We start from the raw sequence: 17,349 nt of genomic DNA on the forward strand, positions 1-17,349 counted from the left end.
CGGCTTACGCCTTGTCTTTTTCGGTCTCGGGGGTCACGTCCTTGGCCACGTCAGCGGCTTGATCCTCGATTTCCTGCTTGCCGTCATCCACGCCTTTTTTGAACGCGGTAATGCCTTTGCCCACTTCGCCCATCAGCGACGAGATTTTGCCGCGGCCGAACAGAACCAGCACCACGACGGCAATCAGCAGAAGGCCCGGAAGGCCGATATTGTTGAGCATATTTTTCTCCCTAGTCCGAAAGCTTTTCGCAGCTTTCGCAGATATATCGCCCTGAACATTTATTGCGTCATGCGGGAAGTTCAAAGCCCCAAAGGGAAAAAACTGCGAAAACGGTGGAATTTTCGTCGTAATCGGGGCGCGATGTCGCAGGGCCGATAGCCAAAAGTAGGGGCAAAACGCGAGTATTTCCGCTTGCAGCGTGCCTCGATTCTATTGCCGCTTATGGGTCAGCGACGCGGGAACACAAAGCAGCGGTCGCGACGGATGGCGATCCACAGGGGCGTATCGGGCTTAGGCAGGAACACCGATGGAACCGAGGCCGTCAGGATGCTTCCGTCCCGCTCCATCTGGAATTCCACAAGGCTTTCTTTGCCGATGAAGCGCGCCCGTTTGACCAGACCACGCGCCCAGACGCCGTGATCGGGGGTCGGGCTAGGCCCTACGCCACCGCGGTCAAAGTCGATCTTCAGGTGCTGCGGGCGGATCACGATGTCCACCTTGGATCCGTCGGGCACGCCGGGGGCCAGGAACTGACCGAAAGCGGTTTGCGTCAATGCGCCGTCTACCGTCCCCGAGATCACGTTGACATCGGAAAAGAAGGCCGCAGCCTGCAAATCCACCGGTGCGTTGTAGAGGTTATAGGGCGCGCCGCGCTGCACGATCTGACCTGCGCGCATCAGCGCGATCTCGTCGGCCATGCGCATCGCTTCTTCCGGTTCGTGGGTGACCAGAAGCACGGCCGCGCCTTCCTCTTTCAGGATACTCAGCGCTTCATCACGGATACCGTCACGCAGACGGTTATCGAGGCCCGAAAAAGGCTCGTCCATCAGCATGATCGAGGGTTTGGGCGCAAGCGCACGGGCCAAGGCGACCCGCTGCTGTTCACCGCCAGACAGCTCGTGTGGGAACTTGTCGACAAACTTGCCAAGTCCGACCTTGTCCAGAAGCGTGTGGACGCGCTGGCGTTTCTCGGTCCGCGTGCCGGTCAGGCCGAAGGCAACGTTGTCTCCGACAGACAGGTGCGGAAACAGGGCAAAATCTTGAAACATCAGGCCAATATGGCGTTTCTCGGGCGGGACAAACACGCCGGGGCCGGCAACCATCTGACCGTCGATCCAAACCTCGCCTTCGGTTTGATGATCCACCCCCGCAATGATCCGCAGCGTGGTGGACTTGCCGCAACCGGACGGCCCCAGAAGCCCAGTCACCTGACCGGCCTGAAGCGACAGCGACACGTCGCGCACCACGTCCAACCCGCCAAAATTGCGCTTCAACCCGCGCACTTCCAGTCGCGCCGTGCTTTGGGGTGTCATGTCCATCTACAGTGCCTTCCCACCTTCTGACGCAAATCCTATTGTTTCCATCAGGCTTCTCTCGCTTACCAGCGCCCCCGACGCCTCGCAAGCGAAACAGCGAAAAACGACAGCCAAAGGGGCAAGAGGTCGCGGACAGGACGGATAGCCCCTCCAAAACTGCCAAGCTTCCAGAGAACCGAGGTGCCGTATGCGACTGTTTTTAAGTTTTACCCCCCTGCTGCTGTCGATCGTGCTTTTGCAGCTAAGCTCTGGTGGGGCGGCGCCTTTGGACGCGGTATCCGGGCTGACGCTGGGCTTCACACGGGCCGAAGTCGGCCTTCTGGGGTCCGCGCACTTCGTCGGCTTCTTCGTGGGGTGCTGGTGGGCACCGCGCCTGATGGGAACCGTCGGCCACGCGCGCGCCTATGCGGGGTTTGCAGCACTAGGCGCCATTGGCCTGCTGGCGCATATGATGTGGGTCGATCCCTATGCTTGGGCGGTGATGCGGATGGCAACCGGGTTGTGCGTGGCAGGCAGCTATACGGTGATCGAAAGTTGGATCAACGCGCGCGTCACTAATGACACACGTGGACGCGTGATGGGCGGCTATCGCATCGTCGAACTGGGCGGATCGCTTTGCGCCCAGCTGATGATCGCGGTTCTAGAGCCTGCGCATTATGTCAGCTACAACATCCTTGCGATTGCCTGCTGCGCAGCCATTTTGCCCTTGGCCCTGACCCGCGCGCGTCAGCCCCAAACGCCCGAAACCCCACGCCTGCGCCCAGCGCTGGCCTGGGTCCGATCGCCGCTGGCAGTGGCAGCCGTAATCACCTCGGGCATCACCACATCGGCCTTTCGCATGGTCGGCCCGATCTATGGCAACGAGGTTGGGTTAGAGACCAGCCAGCTGGCATGGTTCTTGGCTGCGTTCGTCTTGGGCGGTGCATTGGCGCAGCTGCCAGCCGGGTGGCTGGCGGATCGCTATGACCGGCGCTGGGTGCTGATCTGGTTGTCGGGCGCCGCCATTGCAAGCTGCATGATTACGGTGCTTGCGGCAGGATCCGGCATCACCGGCGTCTTCCTTGCTGCTGGGCTGTTCGGGTTCACAACTTTCCCCATCTTCTCGGTCGCGGCAGCGCACGCCAATGACTTTGCCTCAAGCGAAGAACGGGTCGAGCTATCGGCAGCTTTGATGTTCTACTATGCGGTCGGGGCCATCGCCTCGCCGCTGCTCGCATCGAACCTAATCGAAAGCTATGGCCCGCCTGCTCTGTTCGCAATGATCGCCGCAGGCCATGTGGTGTTGATCGCCTTTGGTCTGGCCCGAATGCGCCGTCGCCCAACTTTGGACGAGCGCACGCCCTATACCTACACGCCGCGCACCACATTCTCGATGGGGCGGCTGTTTGGCAAGCTTCGGGACAAGTCCAGCGACAACAGTTGACAGCAGACACGCCGCTGAGTAGTCACGCGCCCTTTCTTTCAAGGAACGGAACGCTGTCATGACCTCTCCTGTGCTTGCCGTGGATTTCGGCACTTCGAATTCGGCGGCGGCTGTGATGCAAGCGGGCGCGGTTCGGCGCATTCCGATTGAAGGAGATGCCGACACGCTGCCCACCGCGGTATTCTTTCCCACAGAAGGTAGCGAGATGCGCATCGGGCGCGCGGCCAGTGCAGCGCTGATTGATGGCGATGACGGGCGCTATATGCGTGCGCTGAAAAGCATTCTTGGGCACGAGCTGCTGCACGAAAGCCGTCTGATCGGCGGCAAACGTCAGACCCTGGCGGATGTGGTCACATCTTTCTTGGTCGCCTTCAAAGCCCGCGCCGAGGCGCAGACAGGGCAGGAGTTCACGCAAGTGCTGTCGGGCCGCCCGGTGCAGTTTCATTCCGACAACCCCGCGCGCGATCATCAGGCCGAAGACGATCTGCGGGCCTGCTATCACGCGGCAGGATTCGAGGCGGTCGATTTCCTTTACGAACCCGAAGCGGCGGCACTGGCCTGTCGTGATCTGGGGGATACGCAGGGGATCGGGCTGATCGTGGACATCGGCGGCGGCACCTCGGACTTCAGCGTCTATCGCACGGAAGGCGACAAGATCGAGGTTCTGGCCAGCCACGGGATCCGGTTGGGGGGTACTGATTTCGACCAGAAGATCTCGGTCGCGCATGTGATGCCATTGCTGGGCTATGGCGGACAGCTGCGCCGCACGTTCGGGGACGAGCTACTGCCAATGCCCAATGCGATTTTTAACGAATTGGCAACCTGGGCAAAGATCCCGTTCCTGTATGCACGCGAGACCGAGCGCAAAGTGGAAGACCTGCTTGCCCACGCGGTCGAGCCTGAGAAACTGGCTCGCCTGCAAGAGGTGATCAAGGATCGGCTGGGACACGAACTGGCCTTTGCCGTGGAAGGCGGCAAGATCGCCGCCAATGCGGATCAAGTGCAAGCGCGGATTGCGATGGGGTTCATTGAACGCGGACTGAGTGCCCAGATCACAGCCGGCAGCATGAACGCGGCGCTCCAAGGATTTCGCGATGATCTACGCATGGCAATGTATGAAACATGCATGCGCGCAGGCGTGATGCCAACCGCGATCAACACCGCCATTCTGGTCGGCGGCTCCAGCATGATGCGCCTAATTGCCGACGAGGTCACAGCCACCTGCCCCGCCGCCCGACTGGAACGGTCCGAGGCCTTCACCGCCGTGGTTGACGGGCTTGCCTTGGCCACAGGGTAAGACGGCACTGGCCCTTTCGGGGATTTCAGCCTAAACAACCGCAAACACGTATTGGGAGCTCACATGAACCGCGTCCTCATCACTTCGGCGATCCCTTACATCAACGGGATCAAGCACCTTGGCAATCTGGTTGGCTCGCAGCTGCCCGCAGACCTTTACGCCCGCTATAACCGCTGCCGGGGCCGCGAGGTCATGTTCATTTGCGCGACCGACGAACACGGCACCCCGGCCGAGCTGGCCGCCGCAAAAGCAGGCAAGCCCGTGGCCGAGTTCTGCGCAGAGATGCATGAGGTTCAGGCCGAGATCGCACGCGGCTTCCGCCTATCGTTTGACAACTTCGGACGCTCGTCCAGCCCGCAGAACCACAAGCTGACCCAGCATTTCGCAGGCAAGCTGGCGGATAACGGGTTCATCGAGGAAGTCAGCGAAAAGCAGGTCTATTCCAACGCCGATGGCCGCTTCCTGCCGGATCGTTATATCGAAGGTGAATGCCCCAACTGTGGCTATGATGGCGCGCGCGGTGACCAGTGTGAAAACTGCACCAAGCAGTTGGACCCGACCGACCTGATCAACCCACGCTCGGCCATTTCGGGCTCGACCGATCTGGAAGTGCGCGAAACCAAGCACCTGTATCTGAAACAGTCCGCAATGAAGGACAAACTGGATGCTTGGATCGACCAGAAAACCGACTGGCCGGTGCTGACGACTTCGATCGCAAAGAAATGGCTGCATGATGGCGACGGCCTTCAGGATCGCGGGATTACGCGCGATCTGGACTGGGGTGTGCCCGTGAAGAAGGGTGACGAAGATTGGCCGGGGATGGAAGGCAAGGTCTTCTATGTCTGGTTCGACGCGCCCATCGAATATATCGCCGCCACCGCCGAGCTGGCGGACGAAAAAGGTGAAGGCCCTGAGTTCTGGGAGCGCTGGTGGCGCACTGACAAGGGCGCCGATGACGTGCGCTATGTTCAGTTCATGGGCAAAGACAACGTGCCCTTCCACACCCTGTCCTTCCCGGCCACGATCATGGGCTCGCAAGAGCCGTGGAAGCTGGTCGATTACATCAAGTCGTTCAACTATCTGAACTATGATGGCGGCCAGTTCTCGACCTCGAAGGGCCGTGGTGTGTTCATGGATCAAGCGCTGTCGATCCTGCCTGCGGATTACTGGCGTTGGTGGCTGCTGAGTCATGCGCCGGAAAACTCGGATGCCGAATTCACGTGGGAGAACTTCCAGACTTCGGTGAACAAAGACCTCGCTGACGTGCTGGGCAACTTCGTCAGCCGCGTCACGAAATTCTGCCGCTCGAAATTCTCGGAAGCCGTGCCAGAAGGTGGCGAATATGGCGAAGCGGAAACCGCGCTGATCGCCGATCTGACGACCAAGGTCCGCGCCTATGAAACCCATATGGAAGCGATGGACGTGCGCAAAGCCGCGCAGGAACTGCGTGGCATTTGGGTGGCGGGCAACGAATACCTGCAGTCCACCGCGCCTTGGGCGACGTTCAAGACCGATCCCGATCAGGCTGCCGCGCAGATCCGTCTGGCCCTGAACCTGATCCGCCTTTACGCGGTGCTGTCAGCTCCGTTCATCCCCGATGCGTCAGAAACACTGCGCGCCGCGATGAACACCGACATGGACTGGCCGGGCGATGTGGCCGAAGCACTGAATACGCTGAAAGCAGACCACGCCTTCACCGTACCAGAAAACCTCTTTGCCAAGATCGCCGACGAGCAGCGCGAGGAATGGCAAGAACGGTTTGCGGGCACGCGCGACTAAGCCATTTTCAGATGACATTCGAAACGCCCCGTCCATTGGCCGGGGCGTTTTTTGCGGCCCAACTGTCGGATTTGCACCTGATATAGGGGCCACGTCCCCTCCGCATACCAAATCAGCCAAATTCCCTTTATTTCGCCCTGAAACTGGCTATCTTTAAGTAAGAGCAACAAAAACCGGGTGAAATGACCGGAACCATGGGGAACAAAGGCAGCAAAAAGTTGACGATTGCGAAAGGCAAACAAAAGCCGATCCGGCTGTCGCTTTCGGATAAGCGATCCGTGCGCACGCAGTTTGGCGCGCTGCCGTTCCGCATCCACGATGGAAAGGTCGAGTTCCTACTGATCACGTCGCGCGGGACCGGGCGGTGGATTATTCCAAAGGGCTGGCCGATGGATGGGGAAACGCCCGCTGGGGCGGCCGCGACCGAAGCCATTGAAGAGGCTGGGGTTGAAGGGAAGCTGTATCACCAGGTTTTGGGGTTTTACGCCTATGACAAGGGTTTTGCAGGCGAACGGCTGCCCTGCGTGGTGGCTGTGTTCCCGTTGAAAGTGAAAAAGCAACTAAAAGCCTATCGCGAAAAGGACGAACGCCGTCGCAAGTGGGTAAGCCGCAAAAAGGCCGCGCAGTTGGTTGGCGAACCTGAGCTGCGCCAGATCATCAAGGATTTCGATCCCAAGGCGTTGCGATAGCTGTGACATAGCGTTCTGGGGCCTTGCACAAGCCCCCACCGGGTTTCATATATCTATAACACCACACCAATTGGACACACGCGCCCGATGATCCGCTATGCTCTGAAATGTGACCAGAACCACAAGTTTGAAAGCTGGTTCCAGAACGCTGACGCCTTTGATGCGTTGACGGCGGCAGGTCATGTGGCCTGCCCGGATTGCGGATCAACTAAGGTTGCAAAATCACTGATGGCCCCCAAGGTGCGCCCTGCGCGCAATGCTGCGGCGAAGCCTGAAGCGCAAGAGACGCCCCCCGTGCCCACAGCAGCTCCCTCGACCCCAGCACCGCATGTCGCGCCACCCCCGGAAGTGCAGGCCGAGATCGAAGCCGAAATCGCCAAACTGCGCGCCAAGGTCGAGGCCGAAAGCGATTACGTAGGCGAGGACTTTGCCGAAGAAGCCCGTGCAATGCATCTGGGTGAAGCCCCGGAACGCGCGATCTATGGTGAGACCAAACTAGAAGATGCCAAGGAACTGATTGAGGACGGGGTTCCGGTGATGCCCCTGCCCTTCACGCCGACACGTAAGGTGAACTAAGGCGTCTTGTGATTGGAGGGCGTTCGTCTAGGCTGTCGCCAAAGACACCCATTCAGGACGCCGACATGCCCAGCACCATTATCATCCGCCCCGTTTCTGCTGACGACGAACACGCATGGCGTGCACTGTGGACGGCCTACCTGGATTTCTATGAGACAAAGTTGGACGACGCAGTATACGAAATCTCGTTCAAACGGATGCTTTCTGGGGATTCCAACGAGTTTCAGGGGCTGGTGGCCGAGAAAGACGGAGCACTCGTCGGCCTGACGCATTTCCTGTTTCACCGCAGCATGTGGAGTGTCGAGAACACCTGTTACCTGATGGATCTCTATGTCGATCCCAGCTTGCGGGGCGGCGGCGTGGGCCGACAGCTAATCGAAGCCGTCCACAAGGTCGCCAAGGACAATGGCTGCTCGGGCACCTACTGGATGACGCAAGAGTTCAACTACAAAGGCCGGATGCTCTACGATCAGGTCGCCACGCGGACACCGTTTATCAAATACGCAAAGAAGGATTGAGGGCGTTCGATCTAATCGCCCCTACTGGCGGAACTGACTGATCGGTGTGCGCAGTTCGGAGAACGAGAGCCAACAAATGCAACTGTTCAAGTATGCATTGTTTCTTCACGTAAACCCGCGCTAGATAAAACCACTTACAATTGAATTTAATAAGGATTCTTGTAAATGGATATTTCCATCTCCTTCGCGCTGTTCTGGATGCTTTTGCCACTTCCCTTACTGTTTCTGTGGCTTCGCAACAGATCGCTACTGAGAAACTTACAATCCACCCACGAAACAGTTGTAGAGGAACACGAAGCACTGAAAAATAGGTTTTCAGATGTGTTATCCGTAGAGGATGAAGTAACGCGATTGACCGCAGCCACCGATACAGCGCGTCAAGATTTAGAAAATCTTAGGTCTGACTACCGTGAGAAGCGAACTATCTTTGATAAACTTACACATCAAATTGCAATCTACGACGAACGTATCGCGCTAGCCGAGCTTGGGATCTACGAGCCACATTTCGACTATGGAGACAGCGAAGCATTCAAGTCAGCCATCAAGGAGAAACGCGCAAAACAGAAAGAAATGGTGTCGAAAAAGACGGCAACGTTGTGCCCCAACAGCTGGACATTAGATGGAAGTCGCAGCAAAGGCGAAACCATGGTGAACAGGCAGTCAAGACTGACTCTACGCGCATTCAACAACGAATGCGAAGCGGCAATTGCCAACACGCGGTGGAACAACGTTGTCGCGATGGAAAAGCGCATTCAAAGTGCCGCGAAGCAAATCGACAGCGCGAACAACTCGATGCAATTGACGCTCAATCCGCAGTTCATCGCCTTGAAAATCGACGAGCTACGTTTGACGCATGAGTATCGAGAGAAGCTCAAGGTAGAGAAAGAAGAACGCGCGGAAGCTACAAGACAACAACGAGAAGAGAAAAAGCTGCTCGCAGAGGCGGCTGCGGCTGAGAAGAAAGAAGCAGAATATCAAAAGCTTCTGAATAAGGCGCGCGCAGAGGCTGGCGTCGACCAATCCCGCATCGACGAGTTGCAGGCCCAACTTGACGCAGCACATGAAGCCAGCGCCCGTGCACGGGCAATGGCCGAAATGACCAAATCTGGTTATGTCTACGTCATCTCAAATATCGGCTCATTTGGCGAAGATGTTGTGAAGATTGGGCTGACGCGACGCTTGGATCCCAACGACCGAGTTAAAGAGCTTGGCGATGCTAGTGTTCCATTTGGCTTTGATACGCATGCGATGATTTACTCCGGTACCGCCCCTGAACTTGAAAAGGCCCTACACAACGAGTTCTCAGATCGACGGATCAACATGTCCAACATGCGAAAAGAGTTTTTCAAGGTAGGCTTAGACGATGTCAAAGACGCTGTTTCGCGCCTAGCACCAAACGCAGAGTTTTTTGAAGATCGAGAAGCACAGGAATGGCACGAAACAGTCGCGCGTAGGAATAATATGCTTGCGCACAAGACTGAGGCCGCGGCAACATTCCCAGATGCGATTTAGCGTCCTTCCCCCATCCACACTTGCCCTTTCGCCCCCTCCTGCGTAAGAGAAGCCGGACGTAAAGGAAGGGATGGGGCACCATGCCAATTCTGGTGATGAAATTCGGCGGCACATCGGTCGCCAATCTGGATCGGATCCACCGGGCCTCGAAGCGGGTCGCGCGTGAGGTGGCCAATGGCTATGACGTGATCGTCATTGTCTCGGCCATGTCGGGCAAGACCAACGAGCTGGTGGGCTGGGTGAACGAAACCTCGCATCTCTATGACGCGCGCGAATATGACGCGGTGGTCAGTTCGGGCGAGCAAGTGACCGCGGGCCTGATGGCCCTGCGCCTGCAAGAGATGGACGTGCCAGCACGTAGCTGGCAGGGGTGGCAGGTGCCGGTAAAGACCACCGGTGTGCACTCGGCCGCACGGATCGAGGAAATCCCGTCCGACAACATCATGGCCAAGTTCGACGAAGGTATGCGCGTTGCTGTCGTCGCTGGCTTCCAAGGCATCGCAGATGATGGCCGTGTCACCACGCTGGGTCGTGGCGGATCGGACACCACGGCTGTGGCCTTTGCCGCTGCCTTTGATGCCGAACGGTGTGACATCTATACCGATGTGGACGGCGTCTATACGACCGACCCGCGCATCTCGGACAAGGCACGCAAGCTGGACAAGATCGCGTTCGAGGAAATGCTGGAACTGGCATCGCTGGGTGCGAAAGTTCTGCAAACCCGCTCGGTCGAGCTAGCAATGCGCTATAAGGTGAAACTGCGGGTTCTGAGCAGTTTTGAAGAATATGACCCGGAAGCAGGCACGCTGGTCTGCGACGAGGAGGATATCGTGGAAAGCAATGTAGTTTCTGGCGTCGCCTACAGCCGCGACGAAGCAAAAATGACCCTGATCTCGGTGGCAGACCGCCCCGGCATCGCGTCGGCCATCTTCACCCCGCTGGCCGAGGCTGGCGTGAACGTGGACATGATCGTGCAGAACATCTCGGAAGAGGGTCGCACGGACATGACCTTCTCGTGCCCGGTTGATCAGGTGGCCCGCGCCGAGAAAGCCATGACCGAGGCGAAAGCCGCCGGCAACATCAACTTCCACGACATCGTGGCGGATCAGGATGTGGCTAAGGTCTCGATCGTGGGCATCGGCATGCGTTCGCAGGCGGGTATCGCCGCCAAGATGTTCGACGTGCTGTCCAACGAAGGCATCAACATCAAGGTTATCACGACCTCCGAGATCAAGATCTCGGTCCTGATCGACCGCAAATACATGGAGCTGGCCGTGCAGGCGCTGCATGATGCGTTCGAGCTGGAGAAAGCGTAAGAGATACGGCCCTTCGGGTTGGAAAAGAGACGGCCTCGCAGAGATGCGGGGCCGTTTTTTTGGTGGGAGGGCTGCTTCGAGCCCAAACCTATCTTCGCGGAATTGACACTAGACAATCCATGGCAGAGGTTTCCAACATGAAATGGAATTACGATGACCCCGTATTTAACGATTTACTGGCGCTTAACCCATGGGCGATTGATTTATGGGCCGTGCGGCTGGATCTTATTCGAAACAAAAATTGGAACGTAAATAGTATCAACCAAGGTGGAAATGCTGAGACACGTGCTGGGCTGGAGCAATTCTTCCAAAAACGCAGTGACGCCACTTTGGCAAGATTGGTTGGATCAGCAATTGACCATGACTCTTGGGCGAGAGAGGTTGGGCTGATTGCTAGGGACGTCTTCGCCGATGTTGACGTAGCAAATGCTTGGGTCGGTTCCGGTAGGCAGCAATTCTCTGACGGAAGTTCCCTTGCTAATACCGATAGCAAGACCGAAGAATACACTATTGGGCAGTTCAAAGCCGATTTTCTACTTTTATCTCAAGCAAGTCTAAGGGCGCTTGAAATAAAAGAGCACATTGACATTTCAGGGAAAGTCTTCCCGATCGGCCTAGATTTGGTAAGGGCAAAACTCCTAGAACCACTGAATGCGAAAGGCACGAAATTTGGGCCGTTCTCAGATCATTCATCGGTCCGGTTCAACAGTGCGGATTTCTCTCAATCTGAATTTTTCGACCAAGCATATTTCACTATGACGAAGTTCGAAGGATTTGCCAGGTTTCAGGACGTAATATTCCACGGACCAGCCAGCTTTCATGCAACCTTGTTTTCAAAGGCAGCGTTTTTCAAAGGTTGTCGGTTCGAGCACTCCACCGGATTCTGCGGGGCAAAGTTTGAGGAGGCCGTGGATTTTTCAGAGGCTGTTTTTAATGGTGACACCACATTTGAGGATTCGATGTTCGGAGCTTCGGTTGAATTTAGAGATTCAACATTTCCGGGCAGAGTATACGTGGGTCGCATACCGAAAAACGTCAAACAACGTATCCTCGATGCAAATCACCCATAGCTTTTTTCGAATGCCCGCTTAGTCCCACAAAGCTGACGACCGCAGTAGAGCGCGAAACAGTTTTAATCACTGTGTTTAACGACCTCGCCCTCCAACCCCGCAATAATCAACTCCACTCCCTGCGCGAAGTTGTGCAACCCATCATATTCGCGCGCGGCAACCTTCTCGGCCATGGCACGCAGGTTGGGATAGGTCTCGGCGGGGATCAGGTGGAGGTGCGCTTGGGTGACCTCGGCGTAGTCCTCAGGGGCAAAGGGGAAGTTTAGCTCCTGCAGGGTGAAGCCATAGATGTGGCTGTCCATCAGGTTCCAAGCGTGATCGGCGTCGATCAACTCGAAGCCCGCATTGGTCATCACAGCCAGCGTCGCCTCGACATAGGCCAGCACGTTGGGGCCGGTGTTGGGCAGCGACACCATCAGTTGGATCGTCCACGGGTGGCGCTTGAACACAGCGCGGGCGTTGTGGGCGCGGGCGCGGAGTTCCTCTTGCCACGGCCCGTCCGGATTGGGTAGCGGGATTTGCGCGATGGCCCAGTCAGCCATACCCATCAGCAGCGCGTCTTTATTGGCGAAATGGTTGTAGAGCGACATCGCCTCGACCCCCAGCGCGGCGGCGAGTTTGCGCATGGACAGCGAATCAGAGCCGGCCTCATCCGCCAGCTTCACGGCAGCGGCGAGGATCGCCTCGCGCGTCAGCTTTGATGTTTTCTTTGATTTTCTAGCCACTTGCGCCCCTCCGATTACCCCCTCTTGATTTACTTACAGTGTAAGTTTATATCAAGCCCCAAGTTAACTTACAGTGTAAGTAAAGGATCAAGGATATGAAACGCATTTGCATCGTCGGGATTTCGGGCAAGCTGGGACAATATATGCTGAAACACGCGCTGGAGCGCGGCTATCACGTGAATGGCGTGTGCCGGGAAAAGAGTGTCGGAAAGTTGGACGCGGTGATGGCCGAGCATGGCGACCGCATCACGTTGTTCCCCGGCAAGACCAATGACCGTGAGGTGATCCGGCAAGCCGTGAAGGACTGCGAGGGCGTATTGACCGTGCTGGCCCCGTGGGGCGTGCAGCAATATTCGTCCGGCACCGCACAGGCAGTAATGGACTACGCCGCGCCGGACGCGCGGCTGATCTTCTCCTGCGGTTGGCACATCACTTTGGACGGGAAGGACCAATACTCGCGCACTTTCCGCGCGCTGCTTGCGATTGCGACCAAGCTGACCCGCTGGCTGCGACTGGTCGAGATTGACGACCAAGTGCTGGCTTGTGATCTGATCTTCAAGTCAGACACCAAATGGACCGTGGTGCGCGGATCGGACCTTGAGGAAGGGGAAAGCCAAGGACTCCCCGTCTGGTCCGAACATGTGCAGGACCCGGTGTTGGCCTCGAACAAGACCCACCGGATCGACTTTGCGCTGTTCATGGTCGAGGCGCTGAAAAACGACGCGCTGATCGGGAAGGCGCCCGCGATTTGCGGGGCTGGGACGGAAAGCGCGCGGGCCTATGCGTCCGTAGTCTGAAGTCGATTGACCCCTTGGGCAGTCAGCGCGGCGATGAGCTCGTCCATCGCAATGCTTTGAACGGGTTGGCCGCCGCGCAGCGCCAAGGCGGCGGCGGTTCCCGTCGCCTGCCCCATAGCCATGCATTGCGGCATGCCGCGCACTGACGCGAAGGCCACGGGATCTGCGGACAGGATCCGCCCCGCGAACATCAGGTTCTCGATCCGCGCCGGGATCAACGCACGAAACGGAATCGTGTAATAATCGCCGTTCGAGATCGCAGCGTGATGGGTCATATCCCCGTCCGAGCGCATCACGTCGTCAATGGGATTGTCGCAGGCCACGATGCCATCCGAGAACTTGGTGGCGGCTGCAAGGTCCGCACCGGTGAGACGGTAGAAGCCCTCCAGTTTGCGTGTTTCGCGCACGCCGACCGTCGGGGACAGCAGTGACATGTGGGCCTGCTGAAACCCCGGCACGTCGCTTTGCAGGAACTGCGCCAGCTGCAGGCAGCGCCGCCGCCCCTCTTGCGTGGCGCGTCCGACGGCCATCGGGTCGGTCCCATCCACATTGCGTATATGCACCGAATTGCAAAATACGGTGCCGGCGTGGAACCCGCGCATCAGGTAGAGCTGCGCAAGGTCGGGATGCAGGCGACCTTCAGATATGCCACGCGCGGCGTGGGCTTGGAAATAGGGGTCGGGGTCGGCAAAGGCCGTGTCCCAATCTGCACCGATCATGTGGAACGAGATCGTAACCGCCATCATATTGCCCGAGGCATCGCCCAGTGCATGGGGCACACCTGCCTTGGCTGATATATCTCCGTCGCCAGAGCAGTCGATAACCATGCCGGGCGTGACCGTGAACAGCCCGTTGCGATCACAGCAATCCACCCGGCCGATCTTGTCCCCTTCAAGATGCGGCGTCAGCGCAGTCGCCCCCAACCGGACCTCGACACCTGCTTCTTCAAGCATCTCGAACATCGTCAGAGTGGCGATGTCGTGGTCGTAGAGGATCTCGGGCCCGAAATTCTCCAGCGTGCAGGGGCGTTTCTCTGCGGCAGGAGGGTCCATTGCGGCAAGACGGTCTGTCAGCTCTTCCATCAGCCCGCCAATGATCTGATCGACCGGATAGCCCCCGCCCCACGGCATACCGGGGCAGAACGCCATGACGCCACCGACTTTCTGCGTCGCCTCCAGAAGCATTACACGAAGACCTTGCCGACCAGCGGCAACCGCCGCGCCAAAGCCTGCAGTGCCGCCTCCGACAACCAGAACATCCACAGCTATTTTGTTTTGTAACACGTCAGCCCCCCGATGCCTCGTTTCATCGCCGACTAGAGAGGCAACGAGACGCCGTTGCAAGTCACAAACGCATGGACCGGAAGGGCAATTATCGGCGGAGCACCCCAAACACTCGTCCGTCATTCACTGCAAACCCCACCGCGATGATCGCAAAGCCAATCCATGCCTCGGGGCCCATGCGTTCGCCCAGAAACAGCGCGCCGAGGCCGATGGCGAAGGGCGGGATCAAGAGGGTGACGAGCATCAGGTTTGCGGCCCCTGCCCTGACGAGGATCGCGAAGTAAAGGACATAGGCCAGCGCAGTGGACAGGGCGGCGAGGCCTAGAAGGGCGCCCCATGTGGTTGCGGTCAAGGCGAGGGTCGGTGCGCCGTCCACCACCCAGACCACGGGGGCCATGATCAGGGCGCTCGCCGTCACCATGCCCAGCGCGTTCATCAAAGGGGGCTGGCCTGCCAGCATGACCCGGCCCCAGACGCTGGCGAAAGCGTATGACAGTGCCGCACCCATGATTGCCAGCTGCGCGAGGTTGGCGGGGTTGAAGCCCGATACAGCCTCGGGCCCCATGATGACGCCGACACCGATGAGGCCCAGAATGGCGCCCCCGATCTTGCGGGCAGTGAGGGGTTCGTCGGCCAGCAACACGCCCGCGACCACTGCGCCAAACATCGCCGTTGTTCCGTTCAGGATCGAGGCAAGGCCGCTTTCAATCTGCGTCTGTCCCCAAAAAATCAGCGAAAACGGGATGGCGTTGTTCAACGCGCCCATGCCCAGATAGCCCAGCCAGATGCGCGGGTAGCGCGGGACGGGGATGCGTTTCAGAGCGACGATCACGGCCAGAATAGGAATGGTCCAGACCACACGATGCAGTGTGATGGTCAGGGGCGGCACCTCACCCAGTGCGACCTCGGCAAAGAAGAACGACCCGCCCCAAACGGCAGCCAGAGCGATCAGCATGATCCATGCAGTGCGATCCATTTGGAGGGCGGGTTGGGGCATAGAGTGGGATCCTGTGGTGTTGTTCCATAGGAATGGCGGGATTTGCCGCGAAGGCCAATCCGTTTCTTGTGGTTTTGCACCCGAGGAGGTGTCGCTTGCGTCAATCAACCCATGATGGCAACCTGCGCGAAAGACTTCGTTTTAGGAATCATTATGCGTAACTTTATTTTTGTCGCGGCCCTGTCCGTCCTCCCGTCCGTCGCGACAGCTGATCCATTGGAAGACATCCGCGAAAGCGTTGCGGCACAGGATGTTGAAGCCGTTAGTCAGTATATGCTGCAGATGCACAAAACCGCTGAAGCTGACGGGAACTTCACACCTCTTCAGCGCGTGAATGGTAAAGTGTTCTCGTCAACAGATCCCAAAGTAATTTCCTTCTTGAAGAAGTGGCTGGAAGAGGACCCAGAGAATCTGTATGCCTTAACCGCATGGGCTTGGAACCGTCACGAAGTTGCGTTCGCATATCGTGGGTTCAAAAACATGCGACAAAGCTCTCCTTACGCGATCGAGGCATACCGTCAGGAAAATGATGCCGCGCGAACTGCGGCTCAGATGGCCTATGCGCTGGACCCTAAGTATGTTCCCGCCGCGGACGCGATGATTACGATGCACCCGGGGCGCGGGGCCGCTGTCGATATTGACAAGATACTCGCAGACATCATGGAGGTGTCGCCAAACTATCAATCCCTTAGCAATGCAATTTGGGCCAGCAGTCCGAATTGGGGGGGATCGTTCAATAGCATGTCACAGAAATGCGTAAAATACGCCGACCGGATTCCAGACTACTCACAAGACATCTGCCTCACGAAAGCAGCGCTTGAATTCAACGTGCCTTCTGAAATGCGAAAGACGGCGTTGAAGGTGTTGTCGGAATCCGATCACCCCAGACTTCTGAGTAAGTACGCCGACAGCTACAACTATATCGGCTTTCCAAAACCAATTGATGTCGACAGGTTGATCGAGAAGCATCGGAAAGCCCTATCAACCAATCCCAATGCTGAGCAGTACCTGATATCTGCAGAATATTTTTCGATCAATTTCGGCCGGAGTGAGTACTATTTCGAGGCCCGCGACGCGCTGCGTGAAAATATACTGACGCGAGTGAAGGCCAATCCCTACGATCCCCATTTGATCAAGGACTATCTGCAGTTAGAGCTGAAAATTAAAACTGATATGCGGAGATTGGCTGGAAGGCCCAAGCCCGTCTGGGATGACAGCATGCTGTTGGCACTCCAAAAGCACTGGGTCAACGCTTTGGAATTCGGGCAATTTGACCCTGCGATCTGGGCGCTGGGGGCCAGTCTTCTTGATATAACGGACCCGCGTGATGACAATGACCGGATCGTGGCCTTTCTATCGCAGGCAATCTCGCTTTCTCCAGAGCCTCAGCAGTTTCTTGGACAGCTCATGAACCACCACTACTATACGTGGCGCGATGCGGCTTCGGCCTTGAAGTCAAACTCTGACACTATTGAAGGCGATGCTCAGTTCGATATCATGAAGGATGCACAATGCCCGATGTACGGCGCGGCACGTTTATTTGCCACATTCTGTGAATTCCAGCCTGGCAATCAATACTGCAATCCGGTGCTCATGTACCCGGGAACTGCTGAGAAAATCCTGTCAGATGGGGAAGTAATTACTGCGTGTTCGTTCGAAGCAGAGGCAGACATTCAAGATGTATATCTGAAATACTTCAATCCGGTTCCGACTGAGGACTTCCTCGCCAAACACATGCCTCATCTGGCTCATCCCGACGAGGAAACCGCAGCGGATTGAGATCCATCTGGCGCGCGGAAGCGATAGTCCGGCTAGAAACAAAAACAGCCCA

16 protein-coding genes are annotated in these 17,349 nt (G+C 57.5%); 11 read left to right on the forward strand and 5 right to left on the reverse strand.

All coding sequences use genetic code 11. From position 1 onward, the window contains the following. Positions 1-4: 4 nt before the first annotated feature. Both G0Q00_RS05760 and G0Q00_RS05765 read right to left on the reverse strand, forming a co-directional pair. Positions 5-220, reverse strand: a complete 216-nt coding sequence (locus tag G0Q00_RS05760) for a twin-arginine translocase TatA/TatE family subunit (protein WP_163037206.1) — start codon at positions 218-220, stop codon at positions 5-7. 227 nt (positions 221-447) lie between these two features. Further along, positions 448-1,533 (reverse strand): ABC transporter ATP-binding protein, encoded by a 1,086-nt coding sequence (locus G0Q00_RS05765; RefSeq protein WP_203564945.1) that lies wholly within the window; start codon positions 1,531-1,533, stop codon positions 448-450. Between the two features lie 190 nt (positions 1,534-1,723). Between G0Q00_RS05765 and G0Q00_RS05770 the strand changes: the two genes are divergently transcribed. The 9 genes from G0Q00_RS05770 (at position 1,724) to G0Q00_RS05810 (ending at position 11,716) form a co-directional block, all read left to right on the forward strand. Beyond that, complete coding sequence (locus tag G0Q00_RS05770) at positions 1,724-2,959, forward strand: MFS transporter (protein ID WP_163037210.1); 1,236 nt, start codon at positions 1,724-1,726, stop codon at positions 2,957-2,959. Positions 2,960-3,017: 58 nt separating this feature from the next. Continuing rightward, positions 3,018-4,256, forward strand: a complete 1,239-nt coding sequence (locus G0Q00_RS05775; RefSeq protein ID WP_163037212.1) for an Hsp70 family protein — start codon at positions 3,018-3,020, stop codon at positions 4,254-4,256. A gap of 63 nt (positions 4,257-4,319) precedes the next feature. Then, positions 4,320-6,035: a methionine--tRNA ligase gene (gene metG, locus G0Q00_RS05780; protein ID WP_163037214.1), complete on the forward strand. Its 1,716-nt coding sequence runs from the start codon at positions 4,320-4,322 to the stop codon at positions 6,033-6,035. A gap of 218 nt (positions 6,036-6,253) precedes the next feature. After that, positions 6,254-6,724 (forward strand): NUDIX hydrolase, encoded by a 471-nt coding sequence (locus G0Q00_RS05785; protein WP_239058328.1) that lies wholly within the window; start codon positions 6,254-6,256, stop codon positions 6,722-6,724. 87 nt (positions 6,725-6,811) lie between these two features. Next, complete coding sequence (locus tag G0Q00_RS05790) at positions 6,812-7,300, forward strand: DUF1178 family protein (RefSeq protein ID WP_163037216.1); 489 nt, start codon at positions 6,812-6,814, stop codon at positions 7,298-7,300. Between the two features lie 65 nt (positions 7,301-7,365). Further along, positions 7,366-7,818 carry a GNAT family N-acetyltransferase gene (locus G0Q00_RS05795; RefSeq protein WP_163037218.1) on the forward strand — a complete coding sequence of 151 codons (453 nt, stop codon included), beginning with the start codon at positions 7,366-7,368 and terminating at the stop codon, positions 7,816-7,818. Between the two features lie 165 nt (positions 7,819-7,983). Next, positions 7,984-9,330, forward strand: a complete 1,347-nt coding sequence (locus tag G0Q00_RS05800; RefSeq protein WP_163037220.1) for a DUF4041 domain-containing protein — start codon at positions 7,984-7,986, stop codon at positions 9,328-9,330. Positions 9,331-9,410: 80 nt separating this feature from the next. Next, positions 9,411-10,646, forward strand: a complete 1,236-nt coding sequence (locus tag G0Q00_RS05805) for an aspartate kinase (RefSeq protein WP_163037222.1) — start codon at positions 9,411-9,413, stop codon at positions 10,644-10,646. A 119-nt stretch (positions 10,647-10,765) separates the two neighbouring features. After that, positions 10,766-11,716, forward strand: a complete 951-nt coding sequence (locus tag G0Q00_RS05810; protein WP_163037224.1) for a pentapeptide repeat-containing protein — start codon at positions 10,766-10,768, stop codon at positions 11,714-11,716. 62 nt (positions 11,717-11,778) lie between these two features. Here the strand turns inward: G0Q00_RS05810 and G0Q00_RS05815 are convergent, their stop codons facing one another. Next, complete coding sequence (locus G0Q00_RS05815; protein ID WP_163037226.1) at positions 11,779-12,441, reverse strand: TetR/AcrR family transcriptional regulator; 663 nt, start codon at positions 12,439-12,441, stop codon at positions 11,779-11,781. A 95-nt stretch (positions 12,442-12,536) separates the two neighbouring features. Here G0Q00_RS05815 and G0Q00_RS05820 point away from each other — a divergent pair, with 95 nt between their 5' ends. Then, complete coding sequence (locus G0Q00_RS05820; RefSeq protein WP_163037228.1) at positions 12,537-13,238, forward strand: NAD(P)H-binding protein; 702 nt, start codon at positions 12,537-12,539, stop codon at positions 13,236-13,238. Here G0Q00_RS05820 and G0Q00_RS05825 read toward each other — a convergent pair. After that, the gene (locus G0Q00_RS05825; protein ID WP_370458537.1) at positions 13,220-14,521 is read right to left on the reverse strand and encodes an FAD-dependent oxidoreductase; all 1,302 of its coding nucleotides are present in this window, start codon (positions 14,519-14,521) and stop codon (positions 13,220-13,222) included. The two genes, G0Q00_RS05820 and G0Q00_RS05825, sit on opposite strands and share 19 nt — an antisense overlap. 88 nt (positions 14,522-14,609) lie before the next feature. Continuing rightward, positions 14,610-15,497 (reverse strand): DMT family transporter, encoded by an 888-nt coding sequence (locus G0Q00_RS05830; RefSeq protein ID WP_239058329.1) that lies wholly within the window; start codon positions 15,495-15,497, stop codon positions 14,610-14,612. Positions 15,498-15,671: 174 nt separating this feature from the next. On the opposite strand from G0Q00_RS05830, the gene G0Q00_RS05835 reads away from it, so the two are divergent. Beyond that, on the forward strand, positions 15,672-17,297 hold the full coding sequence (locus tag G0Q00_RS05835; RefSeq protein WP_163037234.1) for a hypothetical protein: 1,626 nt from the start codon (positions 15,672-15,674) through the stop codon (positions 17,295-17,297). Positions 17,298-17,349 lie beyond the last annotated feature (52 nt).

The sequence above is a fragment of the Aliiroseovarius sp. PrR006 genome (assembly GCF_010500215.1).
In the GTDB taxonomy this organism is placed as follows: domain Bacteria; phylum Pseudomonadota; class Alphaproteobacteria; order Rhodobacterales; family Rhodobacteraceae; genus Aliiroseovarius.